Origin of the sequence: Niveispirillum sp. KHB5.9 (genome assembly GCF_048066115.1) — a bacterium.
In the GTDB taxonomy this organism is placed as follows: Bacteria; Pseudomonadota; Alphaproteobacteria; order Azospirillales; family Azospirillaceae; genus Niveispirillum.
Map to the genome: position 1 here is coordinate 329,424 of NZ_JBLTYX010000004.1, position 14,995 is coordinate 344,418.

General features: G+C 65.9%; 16 protein-coding genes. 6 read left to right on the top strand and 10 right to left on the bottom strand.

The window, feature by feature from the left end:
* Nucleotides 1-78 precede the first annotated feature (78 nt).
* Nucleotides 79-861: a hypothetical protein gene (locus tag ACM9HJ_RS10425; RefSeq protein ID WP_416571649.1), complete on the top strand. Its 783-nt coding sequence runs from the start codon at nt 79-81 to the stop codon at nt 859-861.
* A gap of 2 nt (nt 862-863) precedes the next feature.
* On the opposite strand, the gene ACM9HJ_RS10430 is transcribed toward ACM9HJ_RS10425, so the two are convergent.
* The 8 genes from ACM9HJ_RS10430 to ACM9HJ_RS10465 form a co-directional block, all read right to left on the bottom strand.
* Entirely contained in the window at nt 864-1,616 is a 753-nt protein-coding gene (locus ACM9HJ_RS10430; RefSeq protein ID WP_416571650.1) for a substrate-binding periplasmic protein, read from the bottom strand.
* 91 nt (nt 1,617-1,707) lie between these two features.
* A complete protein-coding gene (locus ACM9HJ_RS10435; RefSeq protein WP_416571651.1) occupies nt 1,708-2,049 on the bottom strand; it encodes a DUF3703 domain-containing protein in 342 nt (113 codons plus the stop codon).
* A gap of 121 nt (nt 2,050-2,170) precedes the next feature.
* The gene (locus ACM9HJ_RS10440; protein ID WP_416571652.1) at nt 2,171-2,983 is read right to left on the bottom strand and encodes a CheR family methyltransferase; all 813 of its coding nucleotides are present in this window, start codon (nt 2,981-2,983) and stop codon (nt 2,171-2,173) included.
* Entirely contained in the window at nt 2,980-4,197 is a 1,218-nt protein-coding gene (locus ACM9HJ_RS10445; RefSeq protein WP_416571653.1) for a protein-glutamate methylesterase/protein-glutamine glutaminase, read from the bottom strand. Before ACM9HJ_RS10445 ends, ACM9HJ_RS10440 begins: the two co-directional genes overlap by 4 nt.
* Nucleotides 4,198-4,218: 21 nt before the next feature.
* Nucleotides 4,219-4,584, bottom strand: coding sequence for a response regulator (locus ACM9HJ_RS10450; RefSeq protein WP_094457562.1), 366 nt, complete (start codon nt 4,582-4,584; stop codon nt 4,219-4,221).
* 27 nt (nt 4,585-4,611) lie between these two features.
* Entirely contained in the window at nt 4,612-5,109 is a 498-nt protein-coding gene (locus ACM9HJ_RS10455; RefSeq protein ID WP_416571654.1) for a chemotaxis protein CheW, read from the bottom strand.
* The gene (locus ACM9HJ_RS10460; protein ID WP_416571655.1) at nt 5,106-7,820 is read right to left on the bottom strand and encodes a chemotaxis protein CheW; all 2,715 of its coding nucleotides are present in this window, start codon (nt 7,818-7,820) and stop codon (nt 5,106-5,108) included. Before ACM9HJ_RS10460 ends, ACM9HJ_RS10455 begins: the two co-directional genes overlap by 4 nt.
* A gap of 309 nt (nt 7,821-8,129) precedes the next feature.
* Nucleotides 8,130-8,747: a histidine phosphotransferase family protein gene (locus ACM9HJ_RS10465; RefSeq protein ID WP_416571656.1), complete on the bottom strand. Its 618-nt coding sequence runs from the start codon at nt 8,745-8,747 to the stop codon at nt 8,130-8,132.
* A 106-nt stretch (nt 8,748-8,853) separates the two neighbouring features.
* Here ACM9HJ_RS10465 and ACM9HJ_RS10470 point away from each other — a divergent pair, with 106 nt between their 5' ends.
* Nucleotides 8,854-9,033 (top strand): DUF3553 domain-containing protein, encoded by a 180-nt coding sequence (locus tag ACM9HJ_RS10470; RefSeq protein ID WP_416571657.1) that lies wholly within the window; start codon nt 8,854-8,856, stop codon nt 9,031-9,033.
* 79 nt (nt 9,034-9,112) lie between these two features.
* Here the strand turns inward: ACM9HJ_RS10470 and ACM9HJ_RS10475 are convergent, their stop codons facing one another.
* Nucleotides 9,113-9,472 carry a hypothetical protein gene (locus ACM9HJ_RS10475; protein ID WP_416571658.1) on the bottom strand — a complete coding sequence of 120 codons (360 nt, stop codon included), beginning with the start codon at nt 9,470-9,472 and terminating at the stop codon, nt 9,113-9,115.
* A gap of 92 nt (nt 9,473-9,564) precedes the next feature.
* Here ACM9HJ_RS10475 and ACM9HJ_RS10480 point away from each other — a divergent pair, with 92 nt between their 5' ends.
* Together ACM9HJ_RS10480 and ACM9HJ_RS10485 are read left to right on the top strand one after the other, a co-directional pair.
* Nucleotides 9,565-9,732: a hypothetical protein gene (locus ACM9HJ_RS10480; protein WP_416571659.1), complete on the top strand. Its 168-nt coding sequence runs from the start codon at nt 9,565-9,567 to the stop codon at nt 9,730-9,732.
* A gap of 101 nt (nt 9,733-9,833) precedes the next feature.
* Nucleotides 9,834-10,898 (top strand): aspartate-semialdehyde dehydrogenase, encoded by a 1,065-nt coding sequence (locus ACM9HJ_RS10485; RefSeq protein WP_416571660.1) that lies wholly within the window; start codon nt 9,834-9,836, stop codon nt 10,896-10,898.
* Between the two features lie 130 nt (nt 10,899-11,028).
* On the opposite strand, the gene ACM9HJ_RS10490 is transcribed toward ACM9HJ_RS10485, so the two are convergent.
* A complete protein-coding gene (locus ACM9HJ_RS10490; protein WP_416571661.1) occupies nt 11,029-12,945 on the bottom strand; it encodes an AsmA family protein in 1,917 nt (638 codons plus the stop codon).
* 152 nt (nt 12,946-13,097) lie between these two features.
* Here ACM9HJ_RS10490 and moaA point away from each other — a divergent pair, with 152 nt between their 5' ends.
* Nucleotides 13,098-14,126 (top strand): GTP 3',8-cyclase MoaA, encoded by a 1,029-nt coding sequence (moaA, locus tag ACM9HJ_RS10495; protein WP_416571662.1) that lies wholly within the window; start codon nt 13,098-13,100, stop codon nt 14,124-14,126.
* Between the two features lie 57 nt (nt 14,127-14,183).
* Complete coding sequence (locus ACM9HJ_RS10500; RefSeq protein WP_416571663.1) at nt 14,184-14,957, top strand: NAD kinase; 774 nt, start codon at nt 14,184-14,186, stop codon at nt 14,955-14,957.
* Nucleotides 14,958-14,995: the final 38 nt, after the last annotated feature.

Genomic DNA, 14,995 nt, shown 5'->3' on the forward strand with positions numbered 1-14,995 from the left:
GCTTTCGCATAAGCTGTGCTATGTGACGGGTCCGTTCCGGAGATCGGGGCGGACCCTTTTCATTGTCCCCGGTTGGCGATGCTTCGCGAGATCCTGATTAGCCTGCGCACCCGCTGCGCACCGGCCTTCGTGCGTCTGGGATACCGCTATGCCGCCGTCGCCTGCGTGGGACGCGCCGCGCGCTGCGCCGCCGCCTGGGCTCCGCACCAGGAAAGCACCCGCCGCCGCATCCTGACCGCCATGGCGGAAGCGCCGGAGGGCAAAGGCACCGCCGTCATCCTGGGGTCCGGTCCCTGTCTGGACCTGCCCATGGCGGAACTGCTGTCCCGGTTCCGGCGTGTGCTGCTGGTGGATGTGGCGCATCCGCCGGCGGCCCTGCGGCTGGCCCGTCGTCACAGCGCTATCGACCTGCTGGAATGCGACCTGACGGGCGTCGCCGCCGCCCTGGCCAACCCCGCGATACCGGCCCCGCCCGCCCCTGGCTGCGACGCCTTCCTGGGCGATCAGGACGTCGGACTGGTGGTGTCTGCCAACCTGATCTCGCAATTGCCGCTGGTCCCCCTGCGCCAAATGGGCAAGCGCTGGCCGGATGCCGACCGGCCCGCCTATGCCCGTGCCATCGTCACCGCCCATCTGGAACATCTCAGCACCTTCTCCTGCCCCACACTGCTGATCGGCGACGTGCAGCGCCGGGTCATCGACCCCGACGGACGGGTAACGGAGATGGAGGACCCGCTGTTCGGGGTCGCCCTGCCGGCCGGGGAGATGGAGTGGGACTGGACGGTGGCTCCGGTGGGCGAACTGTCCACCGGCTGGTCCATCGTCAACCGGGTGCGTGCCGTCCGGCTGGACCGGGTCTGAGGTTACTGCGTCACGTCATAGCGATTGAGGATGGCCTGATAGGACCCATCCTCCCGCACCCGCCGCAGCCCTTCATTGAAGCGAGCCGCCATGGCCGGATCACGGAAGCCGGCGCAGTAATGGTTGGGCGCAAACAACCGATGCTCAACCACCGGCAGGGTTTGTTTCTGGTCGCCCGACTCCGCCAGGACCCGGGCCACATGATACATGAGCACCCGGCTCTCGCCGATCAGCACATCGTAGCGGCCATAGAGCAGCCCCTTGGCCTGCAGCGCCTGCACCGGTTCCTCCCGGTAATCGGCCGCCGCCGCGATGGCATCGGCGAAGTCGGGGCCCAATACCCGGGTCGCCCGTTGAAAGGCCAGCACCCGCAGGCCGCCGAGGTCGGCAGGCGTCTTTAGCGAGATATCGCGGGCCGCCAGCGTCAGGGCGACATTGTGATAGGTGATGTAGCTGTCGGTCAGGACCAGCCCGTCCGGAACCGCACCCACGACAGGCGCGAATCCGTCCACCGCACCCTCTCCGGCCGCCAGGGCCAGCCGGGCATTGGAACCGACATAGGGCTCCATCTTCAAACCGGCGGCGGCCATGATAGCGGTCAGCAGCTCATATTCCAGCCCACGCAGCCGGCCATCGGGACCGGTTTCCACCAGGGGGGCCGCTTCCCGCAGACCGAAGCGCACCGTATCCGCCGCAACGGATGGTGCTGGCGGCAGGGCGAGGAACAGCAGAAGGAGAAGCAGATGCCGGCGCATGGAACCTTGCCACGATTATCCGGAACGGGTTTCTGTCAAAACCCTATCAAATCGGAGCGATGGGCCGGCAAGTGCATGGGGATAGGCTTTGTCAGCGGCGACCGAGCTTGGCCGCGAGGTCCGGCGCGATCGGCTGCGGCATGAAGGCGGAGATGTCCGACCGGCCGCTGTTACCCAGCGGTGCCTTGCCGGTGACCGATCCCGGTACCGCCAGCAGCAGACGGAACAGCTGCCCCCGGATTTCCCGCCAATCCCATGTGGCGATACCCAGCCGGAGCATCAGCAGATGGACGCGGACGTGCTGGTACCAGTCCATCTGCCCCAGGATGTGGGCGCGTTCCAGTGCCGTCCATGCGGATGGGATGTCGCCATGCGTCCGCGCCCGGCGGTAAAGGACAAGCTCCTCCTCCACCAAAGCGGCGATATCCGGCATCTTTTTTACTCCCTCAAACGCCGGGCGCCGCCATCCGGCGGCTTGGCTCACGCGACCATGGGGTCGCGGGCCTACCGTCGCAGGCCTGCACCTTTACGAGGTAAAGCCCCGTAAAGGTGCTTCACTTCGCCAGGATGTAAAGGCCGCGCTGGCCTTCCATGGGCTTGAACTTCTCGGTAATGCCCAGCACGGTTTCAGCACCACCCAGATACAGGATGCCATCGGGCGGCAGCAGCTTGGCCATCGCCTCCAGCACCTTGCCCTTGGTCGGCTGGTCGAAATAGATCAGCACGTTGCGGCAGAAGATGACGTCGAACTGACCCAACGGGGTCAGGTCGGTCAGCAGGTTGTACTCCTTGTACTGCACCCGTTGCCGGACATCGTCATTCAGCTGCCACTTGTCGCCCACCTGCTTGAAATATTTGACCAGATGGGTGATGGGCAGGCCGCGCTGCACCTCGAACTGGGTGTAAAGGCCGGCGCGGGCCTTGTTGACCATCTCACCGGAAAGGTCGGTACCGACGATCTCGATCCGCCAGCCGGCCAGCTTGGACCCTTCCTCATTCAGCAGCATGGCCAGCGAATAGGCTTCCTGCCCCGACGAGCAGGCGGCGGACCAGATGCGGAAGGTCTTCTTGGCGGCGCGGTTGGCCAGCAACTGCGGCAGCACCACGGCCTTGAACTGGTCGAAGGGCTTCTGGTCGCGGAAGAACGAGCTTTCGTTCGTGGTCATCGCCTCCGTGATGTCACGGAGCAATGCCTCGTCACGCTTGGAGCGAACGGACGACGCCAGTTCATCAAGCCCCTTCAGGCCCCATTTGCGCGCCACCGGCATCAGCCGGCTTTCCAGCAGATAGGCCTTGTCCGGGGTCAGGACCAGACCCGACCGCTGCCGCAGCATGGTGCAGAACATATCGAAGTCTTCGACCTTCATGCTGCCTGCCTCAATGCGATCTTGCGAATGTAAGGCCCGATTTCCTTCAATGGCAAGACGGCGCTGCACAGCCCCGCATTCGCCACCGCCCCCGGCATGCCCCACACGACCGAGGAGGGTTCGTCCTGGCCCAGCACGGCACCGCCGGCGGCCACCACCACTTCCGACCCGCGCTGCCCGTCATGGCCCATCCCGGTTAGGATGGTGACCAGCACCCGCTTGCCATAGGCGCGCACGATGCTGCGCAGCATCGGGTCCACGGCCGGGCGGCAGAAATTCTCCGGCGGATCCTTGGTCAGGGTCAGGCAGTTCTGGCCGTTGCGCTGCACCACCAGCATATGGAAATCACCCGGCGCCACATAGGCGCGGCCACCGACGATCACCTCACCCTCCTTGGCCTCCGCGCACTGCACGCCGCACTGGCGGGTGATGTGCTCGGCCAGGATGGTGGTGAAGGTCGCCGGCATATGCTGGGTGATCAGGATCGGCTGCTTGACGTCCTTCAGGTGGCTCAGCACCTCGAACAGGGCCTGCGGACCGCCGGTCGAGCTGCCGATGGCCAGGATGTCGGGCCGGAATTCGGGCAGTGGACGCAGGCTGATCGGCCCCACTTCCGGCTTGGGCCGTATCGGCGTGGGCAGGGTGAAGCTGGTCGTCGGCGCCACATTCGGCACCGGCGTCACGACGGGGCGCGGCAGGGGCACAGTCCCCGGCGTGGCCACCGGATGTGGTGCACCCTTGCGCGGATCGGCCTTGCGCGCCGCCATGGCCAACGCCTTGACCTTGCTGGTCAGCTCGCGCTTGAAATCATCGGCACTGGTCAATTCGCGGGTGGAGGACGGCTTGGGGATGTAATCCGCCGCCCCCGCCTTCAGTGCCCGCAGCGAGATATCCGCGTTCTTGGCCGTCAGGGTGGAGGCCATGACGATCTTCACATGCGGATCGATGGCAAGCAGGTGCGGCAGAGCCGACAGCCCGTCCAACACCGGCATCTCGATATCCAGCACGATGACGTCGATGCTCTGGCGCTGCAACGTGTTGATCGCCATCTGCCCGTTGGCCACCGACGCGACGACCTTCACTTCCGGATCGCCTTCCAGCGAACGCGTCAGCAGGCCGCGGATGACGGCACTGTCATCCACCACCATGACCCGGTAGGGCTCTGTTCCGGTCGGCGCTGCTGACGGCGCCGTCTTTCCGGGAAGCTCGTTCATTGCCTGCAATCCCGGACAGCCTCAGAGGAGGCCGACCTGCTGGAACTTGGTTTGGATGATGTCACTGTCGAACGGCTTCATGATGTACTCATTGGCGCCGGCCGACAGGGCTTCCTGGATATGGGCCAGGTCGTTCTCCGTGGTGCAGAAAACGACGCGTGGGCTTTCCCCGCCCGTCATCTTCCGCAGCCGACGCAGGAATTCGATGCCGGTCATGACCGGCATGTTCCAGTCCAGCAGGATGGCGTCGGGCATCCGCTTGGCGCACAGCTCCATGGCCTGCTTGCCATCCTCGGCCTCCTCGCAGGAGAAGCCGAGTTCTTCAAGGATCTTGCGCGCCACCTTGCGGACAACGCGGCTGTCATCGACGACCAGACAGGACTTCATCAACGGACCTCGATTGCCGGATGCGGGTTAGGCCGCTTCGATGTTAGCAAAGTTCAGCAGCTTTGAGACATCCAGAACGACAAGCAAAGTTTCTTTCAGGCGATAAATACCCGTTGAAATCTCACGCCAGCGCGGGTCCAGGGTTGCCGGATGGCGTTCGAAGTCATCCGACGACAGTGACAGCACCTCGCCGACATTGTCGACCATCAGCGAATAAAGCTCGCCTTTGTGGTCGACGACGATGCTCATCACCGGCTTGCCATCGGCCGGCCGGGGCGGCAGGCCCAGGCGCAGCCGGACATCGATGGCCGTGACGATGCGACCGCGCAGGTTCAGCGAACCGGCAACCTCCGGCGGGGCCAGCGGGATGCGGGTGATCTTCTGCGGGCCCAGAACGTCCTGCACCTGCAGGACGGGGATGCCGAACAGCTGGTTCGCGATGGTCGCCGTGACGAAATCCTCGTTCTTCACGACGGCGATTTCAGTGGAACCGGCCTTCTTGACGGCGGGGAGACGGGCACTCATGCGGCACCTTTCTCGGTGATGGTCTGCTGCAACGTGAAGAGCAGGGCTTCACGATCGAACTTGGCGACATAATCGTTGAAGCCGGCCTGACGGCCACGCTCCAGGTCGCGCGGGGCGGCGTGGCTGGACAGCGCCACCAGCGGCGTCGTGGACCAGCGGGCATTGGCACGAACAGCCTGGGCGAATTCCAGGCCGCTCATGCCGGGCATCTCGATGTCCGACACGATGACGTCGAACTCCTCGCCCGATTCGCTGAGTGCCAGTGCCTCGTCGCCGCTTTCCACGGCCGTGACGTCGTAGCCGGAAACGGTCAGCAGCGGCGTCAGCAGGTTGCGGAAGAACGGGCTGTCATCGACCAGCAGCACGCGATGCTGGCGCTCATCCTCGAAGCTCTCATGGGCGTTGCCGAACCAGTCCTTGAAGGCCCGGGTCAGGTAGAAGCCGGCATCGATGACGTCGGTCGCCTTGTTGGCGATGATGGCGGAACCCAGGAAGCCCTGGCGCTCCGTGCCCAATTCGACCTGCAATTTGTCCTCGACGATATCGACGATCTCGTCCACGACCAGACCCATGGAGCGGTCGCCATCGGCGAACACCACCACCGGCTGGCGCTTGTCGCGCACGATCTTCCAGTTGGGATCGATGGGCACCAGCGGCATCAGGCGGCCGCGATACTGCACCACCGGCTCGCCGTTCGACAGCTCGACCTGGTTGAGGTCGACATCCTCCAGACGGGCGACCAGCGACAGCGGCACGGCCTTCGGCCCGCCTTCCCCGGCGCTGAACAGCAGCAGGGCCATCTTGTCATCCTCGCGACGCGACGACTTCGCCACTTCCTGGGCGGCGGCGGCGGCATTGTCGGCGGCACTGCCCATGGAACCGGACGCGGTGGCGATGCCATTGGGGTCCAGGATCATGATCACCGAGCCATCGCCCAGGATCGTGTTGCCCGAGAACAGCTCGATATGGCGCAGGATCGGCGCCACCGGCTTCACCACGATTTCCTCGGTGTCGAAGACGCGGTCGACGATGATGCCGAACGTGTAATTGCCGACCTGACTGACGACGATGAAAGTCTCGCGCTTGTCGTCGTCGTCGGCCTTGCCCAGCTTCAGCAGGTTCTGCAGGCTGACCAGCGGCAGCAGACGGTTGCGCAGGCGCAGGACCGGGGCGCCATTGATGCGCTCGATCTTGTGCTCACTATCGCTGGCGGCGCGCACCAGCTCGATCACGCTGATCTGTGGCACGGCGAAGCGTTCGGACGCGCATTCGACGATCAGGGCCGACACGATGGCTAGGGTGAGCGGGATCTTGATGGTGAAGGTCGTACCGCGGCCTTCGACCGACCGCATCTCGATCGTGCCGCCGATCTTCTCGATATTGGTCTTCACCACGTCCATGCCCACGCCACGGCCGGACACCGAGGTGACCTTGGCGGCGGTGGAAAAGCCGGGCTTGAAGATGAACTGCTGGACCTGCTGGTCCGACATCTGCGCCAGCTCGGACTCGGTGGCCAAGCCGTTCTGGACGATCTTGGCCTTGATCTTCGACAACGCCAGACCGCGACCATCATCGGCGATCTCGATGATGATGTGACCGCCTTCATGATAGGCGTTCAGCGTGATGCGGCCGGTTTCCGACTTGCCCGCAGCGACGCGGTCGGCCGGGATTTCCAGGCCGTGATCGCCGGAATTGCGGACCATGTGGGTCAGCGGGTCCTTGATCAGCTCCAGCACCTGACGGTCCAGTTCCGTCTCGGCACCCAGCATCTGCAGCTCGATCTTCTTGTGAAGTTCGTGGCTGAGATCGCGGACCAGACGCGGCAGCTTGGCCCAGGCATTGCCGATGGGCTGCATGCGCGTCTTCATGACGCCTTCCTGCAGCTCCGACGTGACATGGTTCAGGCGCTGCAACGGCGCGGCAAACTCGCTGTCCTTCTGCGAGCGCAGGATCTGGAGCAGCTGGTTGCGGGTCAGCACCAGCTCAGACACCATGGTCATCAGGTTTTCAAGCAGGTCCACATGCACGCGGATGGTCTGCTGGGCCAGCGCACTTTCCTTGGACTCGCCACGGACATCGTCCTGAGGCTCGCTACGCGGCGGCGGTGGGGGGGGCGGGGCCGGCGGGGGGGCGACCTCCACCGGGGCCGGCGGCTCGGCCGCCTTGACCACGGCGGCAGGGGTCGGCGGCGGCGGGGGCGGCGGCGATGCAGGGGCCAGCGTATGGGTCAGATGGGCGGGAACCGGCGTGAACAGTTCTTCCGGATCATTCTCAGGCGGCGGCGGGGCGGCCGGGGCGGGTGCCGGGGCGGCAGCGGCGGCCTTGGGCAGTTCCTTGCCATCGGCCATGGCGTTCAGCCGGTCGATCAGATCCTGGTCACCACCGGGCGGCTCCGCCTCGGTCTGTTCCAGGACGGACAGGATGCCCTTGATCGTGTCCAGCGATTCGAGGATCAGCGACACGGCATAGGGGGAGACGTGCAACTCGCCGTCGCGGAACTTGCCCAGCACGTTCTCGCCGGCATGTGCCACCGATTCCAGCCGGGGCAGGCCCAGGAAGCCGCAGGTGCCCTTGATGGTGTGAACCAGACGGAAGATGTTCGACAGCAGCCCCGGATCGTTGGGGTTCTGCTCCAGCTTCACCAGCTCGACGTCGAGGACGGCGAGGTTCTCATTGGTCTCAGTGAGGAATTCACTCAGCAGATCATCCATGGTCCACGCCCCGTTTCGGGAAAACCCAGTTTCCGCGTCATACGCCGGTCTTCAGTCCGGTGAAGCACCCTTGTACGCGCCCGGCCGCCCGTCGGCCAAATGAAGAGTATCGGAATTCGGTTAAATTCGTTCTGGCACCTGGGAATTGATGGCCTGTCGGACAGGCCTTTGGCAAGGGGAACATTACCTCTTTTCGGTTAGGTCCGACCATCTTGATCTGCCGCAACGACAAAGTGTGAGCAAGCTCCCGCTCCCGGCGTGGTTGAACAGTTGCCCGGCTGCATCATCCATACCGATTCCGCCGCCGGGTCAGGTTCCGGCCGGCTGGATTCGCATCCGCACCTCCCCCGCCCCACCCGGATTCTCCACGGCGAAGGACAGGCCATAGCCCGCCGCGATGCGCGGCGTGGCGTAGGACAGGACGGAGCGGGGCCCGAGATCGGCCTCTGCCACCTGTCCGGCGAGCGCCGGCCCCATTTCCGGCCGCAGCGCACAGCCCGTCCCCGACGCCGTGACGGTCAGACCTCCATCACCGCCCGTCACCTGCACCGTACCGCCACGCGGCAACGTCTCCTCCGCCAGCAAGGCAGCCAGAAGGGCGGCCTTCAGCAGGCCGGGCGGCGGATCGAAGGGTGCTGCGCTCCAGTCCAGCCGGATCTTGCCGCCGCGGAACCATCCCTCCAGCACGGCCCGCGCGTCACCGCCGGTCAGCGACTGTCCGCCGGCCGCCCCCAGCGCCACACGATAAAGCCGCAGGCGGGCGGATGCCGTCTCCGCGCTGTCGGCGATCAGGTCCAGTGCCTCCCCGCCGGTGTCGCCACCCTCGTCCAGCAGTTCCACGCCATTGTTGACGGCCCCGATCGGCCCGACCAGATCATGGCAGAGACGGGAGCACAGCAGCTCCACCGCCCGAATTCCCAAAACCATCCCGCATCCCCGGCGCTGGGGCACGCCATCTCCGCCGGCCGGGGATGGCGAGCCGTGTCACAGGCCGCTAGGATAGGGCGTGGTCAATGGAGTGGGAACCAAAGAGATGTCCGATTTCCTGGCGCCCGGCGTTTTCGTCCGCCATCCGGCCCAGCCCGATTGGGGTCTGGGGCAGGTGCAATCGGTGGTGGGGCCGCGCGTGACAGTGAATTTCGAACATGCCGGCAAGCTGCTGATCAATGCCGCCGCCGTGTCGCTGACCATCGTCGATCCGGACGATGAGTAGGCGACAACAAAGGGGCCCCCGTCCGGAGCGCCTTGGGCACACATGTCGACAGGGCCCATCGGGCCCTACCTCACTGCGATCACCATTTGCGTTCGGTCTTCAGCTGGCCGCCGTTCAGGGCATCCAGGAAGCTGCCGCCCGGCTTGGGCCGCTGGGCGCGGACCATGCGGGGGTTGGGCTTCTTGTTCGCCTGCTCCACCACCTTGATGGCGGTGGTGGTGGCATCCGTCTCCACCCGGCGGCGCACGCCCTCATCCAGGGATTCGAAGGCCTGCTGGGCGAAGACCAGGGCATTCTCGGACCGCGTCTCCACGACCTGACGCAGTGCGTTCGCGGCCATCAGGCATTCCAGCCGTTCCGGCCCGGTGATGTCGTCCAGGGCACCGGCCAGAATCCCGATTGCTTCCAACGTCTTGGGATCGCTTAGTTCCACGGACATTTACGCGCGCGCCCTTCAGGTACAGTCACACTCATCTATATAGTCACACCGTCGGCGGAAATACGCAACACATAGTCTGGAAACGCCTTGTCATGCGGCCGGCGAAGCCCCGCCGCGCGCCGATGGCGGGACGCACGGGCTTTACAGGCACCCCCGTCATCGGCATGGTCAAGCCCATGTCGATCCTGAACCAGACCACTACCACCATGACTAAAAAGACCACCCTGCGGGGCGGGCTTCTTGTCATGCGCGCGGTCTGACGCGGTTCGACAGAAGCCAGATGCCCCGCCGGAAACGGATGGGGCGGCCAAACCTGGACCAGACCCTGTCTCCGGCAAGTGAAGACAGAGGAACAGGGTCCATGAATATCCGCGTTGCCCCCGAAAACCTGAACCAAGCTGCCCAATCTGTTGGGGGCCGGTCCATTTCCGTCGCCGTTGTCGGTGCCACCGGTGCGGTGGGCGTGGAAATCCGCGAATGCTTGGAAAAATCCGGCCTGAACCTGACCCAGGTGCGCCTGTTGGCCTCCAAGCGGTCGGCCGGACAGGCTGTGCCTTTCGCCGGCGGCACGCTGGTGATCGAGGAACTGGGGGATGACAGCTTCCAGGGCATCGATTACGCCCTGTTCTCCGCCGGCAGTGGCATCTCGAAGGAATTCGCGCCCAAGGCCGTGGCCGCCGGCGCCGTGGTCATCGACAATTCATCCGCCTTCCGCATGGATGAGGCCATCCCGCTGGTGGTACCGGAGGTGAACCCGGACGTCGTCCCGGCCCAGCCCGGCATCATCGCCAACCCCAATTGCGTGGCCATCATCGCCACCGTGCCGCTGGCCCCGCTGGACATTGCCCACAAGATCCGCCGCGTAAACATCGCCACCTACCAGGCCGCCAGTGGCGCCGGTGCGGCGGCGATGGAGGAGTTGCGCGCCGCCACGGCCGCCCATCTGGCCGGCGAGCATTATGCCCCGCGCGTGCTGCCGCACCCCTACGCCTTCAACGTCTTCTCCCACAACGCCGCTATCAACCCGGCGACGGGTTACAATGGCGAGGAGGAGAAAGTGATCGAGGAGACGCGCAAGATCATGCGTCGCCCCGACCTGCATATCAGCATCACCTGCGTGCGCGTGCCCGTGCTGCGCGCCCATTCCATGGCGGTGACGGTGGAGTTCGAGGATGTGGTCACCCCCGACCAGGTCCGCGCCCTCCTGCGTGACGCGCCGGGTGTGCGTATCGTGGAGGATATCGAGGGCAACCATTTCCCCATGCCGAACGAGGCGTCGGGCCAGGGCGACGTGCTGGTCGGCCGCATCCGCCGCGATGTCGGCGACCCGTCCGGCCGCTCCATCGCCCTGTTCCTGGCCGGTGACCAGTTGCTGAAGGGTGCGGCGCTGAACGCCGTGCAGATTTTGCAGCGGCTGGTGGGGTAAGGTACGAGGCCGGGGTGGGCCAGACCGCCCCGGCACCCTTCCCGTAGGTCAGGTCGAGCCGCAGGCGAGCCCTGACAGCAAAGGATTGAAGGCATTATCCGTCAGGGCTCGGCTTACGCCTCGACCTGACCTACTGCTTCTTGCCCAGTACCCCCTGCAACAACCCCTTCACCCCGTCCTTCGACTTCAGCTTCTCGATCTGCTCCTGCGCCTTCTTCGGGTCCTTCAACGCCGCCTTGGCGGCCGAGGACAGGTCGGGCGTATAGGAGAGGTTGTCAAACGGCCCGCGCACACGGACGGGCACGGTGATGCCGTCGGCTTCCACCTTCGACGTCCCCTGCCCTTCCAGGCTGGCCACCAGCTTGGGCGCCAGGCGCATGTCCACACGCTTGGACGGCAGGTTGACATTGCCCTTGCCGGTGACGCGCAGCAGCGGGGCCAGCAGGTGGAAATCCTCCGTGGCCGCGATGCCGTCGGTCAGGGTGAAGCTGCCGCCCATTTCGGCGAAGTCGGTCTGTGGCGGCTCGTTCCCGCCCTGGCCAATGGCGCTGCGCACGATATGGGCGAGGTTGACGCCCTTCACCGCGCCATTGCGGAAGACGACATTGCCCGTGCCGTTCAGGCTGCCCACCAGTTCCTGCTGGTTGGTGCCGGTGGCGCGGATATCGATGGTCCCGTCGGTGGCGCCCGACAGCCGGTCGAACGCTGCGAAGCGGGTCAGAACCGGTTCGGCCTGCACCCCCCTGGCCGTGGCATTCACCACCAGCGACAGGGCGGGCCGCCCGCCATCCAGGGTCAGCTTGCCGCCCAGCGTGCCGCCGAACAGGGCGGTATCGGCCAGTCCGGCATTCAGCCGCCCGTCGGTCAGCTTCAGGGTCAGGGTCGTGGCCCCGGCTTCCACCCCCTTCGCCACCAGTCCGGCAAGTTGTAAGGTCAGGTCCAGGTCGGCGGTCTTCAGGGCCGACAGATCGATCCGTTCCTTGCTCCACCCGGCCGGCCCGGTCTCAGGCGGCGTGGCCGGGGTCGCGGGTTCGGCCGGTGACGGCAGATAGCGATCCAGTTCCAGCCTGGGCAGCGACAGGCTGCCACCCAGCGCCGGCCGGGCACCATCCAGCTTCACCGTCAAATTGCCACTGGCCGAAAGGTCCCCGGCCTTGGCCTGCAGCCCGCTCAGCGCCAGCCGGGCCGGCGTGCCGGACAGCTTGCCGGTCAGGATCAAGTCATCCACGGGCAGGTCGGCTGGCGCCACCCCCGTCGCCGCCTTGATCAGGTCGGACAGCGAGGTGACCTTCAGCGCCAGATCGCCGGCCAGTCCCAGCGGCGCATCGCCCTGGCGTTCCACCTGCCCCTTCACGGCCAGCTTGGTACCCGCACCGTCCAACGCCACGCTCAGGGCCGCCGCTCCGCCCGACAGCAGCGGGCGCACAGGATCGATGCCCAGCTCCAGCGCCAGCGGTGTGCCATTCAGCTTCAGCGCCGCCTCCAGCGCCAGCGGCCCGTCCAGTTCCGGCAGCGACAGGGTGAGGTTCACATCCGTCGCCTCGCGCACCATGCCGGTGCGGGCGTCGGTATAGCGCAGGCGGCCATCGACCACCTCCACCTCGGCCAGCGACAGGTCGGCCATCATGCCGGGGGCGGCAGCCTCCTGTCCCGCCGGGGCTGGGGCCATGGAGACGTCCCAGTTGGGCTTGCCCTGCCTGTCCACCGTCAGGTCGATGAACGGCTCGGTCAGCACGAATTTCTCCACCTCCGCCTTGCCGCGCAGCAGCGGCATCAGGCGCAGGCGCACCGCCAGCCGCTTTACGGCCAGCAGATCCTCCCCCTGGCGGATGCCGGCGAAATGCACCTGGTCGGCCGTCACGGCGATGGAAGGGAAGTAGGACAGATCGACGCGGCCATTGATGGTCAGGGCCCGGCCCGTCGCCTTTTCAACCTGCCCTTCCACCTCCGCCACGATGGCGCCAACCGGCACCAGGAAGGGCAAGGCAACGGCCGCCGCGATGGGGATCAGCAGCAGCAGGCAGAGGATGAAGGCGATCTTGCGCATGGGCTTGGTCCGTCTCGTCAGGAGCGGGTTGATTTGATTAACGGACAGTGTTTCAGCCCAACTTGCCCAAAACAAGGCCGAATACAGCATCTTTAGTGCGGGTCCATCTTGGAGCCTCAAGCCCGACGCGCTATATCCTGCGGACGATGCCTATGTCCCCCGCTCCCCTCCCAGCTCCGTTGATTGACCCGTTCGGCCGCGCCATCACCTATGTGCGCGTATCGGTCACCGACCGTTGCGATTTCCGCTGCGTCTATTGCATGTCGGAGGATATGGCCTTCCTGCCCAAGGCCGACATCCTGTCGCTGGAGGAGTTGGACCGGCTCTGTTCGTCCTTCGTGGCGCTGGGCACGCGCAAGCTGCGCCTGACCGGTGGCGAACCGCTGGTCCGCCGCAACATCATGGAACTGATCCGGTCGCTGGGCCGGCACCTGAAGACGGGCGCGCTGGACGAACTGACCCTGACCACCAATGGCAGCCAGCTGGCCAGGTATGCCGACGATCTGCGCGCCGCCGGGGTGCGCCGCATCAATGTGTCGGTGGACACGCTGGACGCAGACCGGTTCGCGAAGATCACCCGCTGGGGCCGCCTGCCCCAGGTGCTGGAAGGGCTGGAGGCGGCGCGGGCGGCCGGGCTGGAGGTCAAGATCAATGCCGTGGCGCTGAAGGGCGTCAACGACATGGAACTGGACCATATGCTGTCCTGGTGCGGGGAAAAGGGCTTCGACCTGACCCTGATCGAGGTGATGCCGCTCGGCGACATGGATGGCAATGGCGGCGGGGCGGTGCGCGAGGAACAGTTCCTGTCGCTGCGCGACGTGCGCAACGACCTGGAAAAGCGCTGGACCCTGATCGACAGCACCCACCGCACCGGCGGTCCCGCCCGCTATGTCACGGTGGCGGAGACGGGCAAGCGCCTGGGTTTCATCACGCCCATGACCCACAATTTCTGTGAAGCCTGCAACCGCGTGCGCGTCACCTGCACCGGCACCATGTATATGTGCTTAGGCCAGGAGGATGCGGCCGACCTGCGGGCACCCTTGCGGGCCAGCACCGATGACGGGTTGCTGCACGATGCCATCCGGTCGGCCATCACCCGCAAACCCAAAGGCCATGATTTCATCATCGGCCGCGGCCAAGCCCCCGCCGTGGGCCGGCATATGAGTGTCACCGGCGGTTGAGAAGCCGGGTCCGCATCGGTTAAGCTGCGGCACTGTCGTGATATCGGGAAATCCGCCTTGTCCCAGACACCCGTGCCGCTCGCCTTCGTCGCCGCCGATACACCGGATGCGCGCGCCGCCAGGGACAGGCTTGCCGTGCGCTATGCCGGTGTCCCGCCGGAAGAGGCGGGGATCGTCGTGGCGCTGGGCGGTGACGGCTTTCTGCTGGAAACCCTGCACCGCTATCTGCCGCGCGGCATCCCCGTCTATGGCATGAACCGCGGTTCCGTCGGCTTCCTGCTGAACGACTATAGCGAGGATGGGCTGACCCGCCGCCTTATGCGGGCCCAGCGCGTCGTGCTGCATCCGCTGCGCATGAAGGCCACGACACGGACAGGGGAGGCGTTCGAGGGCCTGGCCTTCAACGAGGTGTCGCTGCTGCGCGAGACACGCCAGGCCGCCAAGCTGCGCATCACGGTGGACGGCAAGGAGCGCATGCCGGAGCTGACCTGCGACGGCGCCCTGGTCTCCACGCCGGCCGGCAGCACGGCCTACAACCTGTCGGCCCACGGCCCTATCCTGCCGCTGGGTGCCGACATCCTGGCCCTGACCCCGATCAGCGCCTTCCGCCCCCGCCGCTGGCGCGGCGCGCTGCTGCCGCACACGGCCCGCATCCAGTTCGACGTGCTGGAACCCGCCAAGCGCCCGGTCAGTGCCGTGGCCGACTTCACCGAAGTGCGCGATGTGGCCAGCGTGGAGATCAGCGAGGACCGCAAGGTGACCTGCACCCTGCTGTTCGATCCCGAAATGGCGCTGGAGGAACGGATCCTGAAGGAACAGTTCGCGCCGTAGGTCAGGTCAGCCCGAGCCCTGACAGGAAAGGCTTTCCA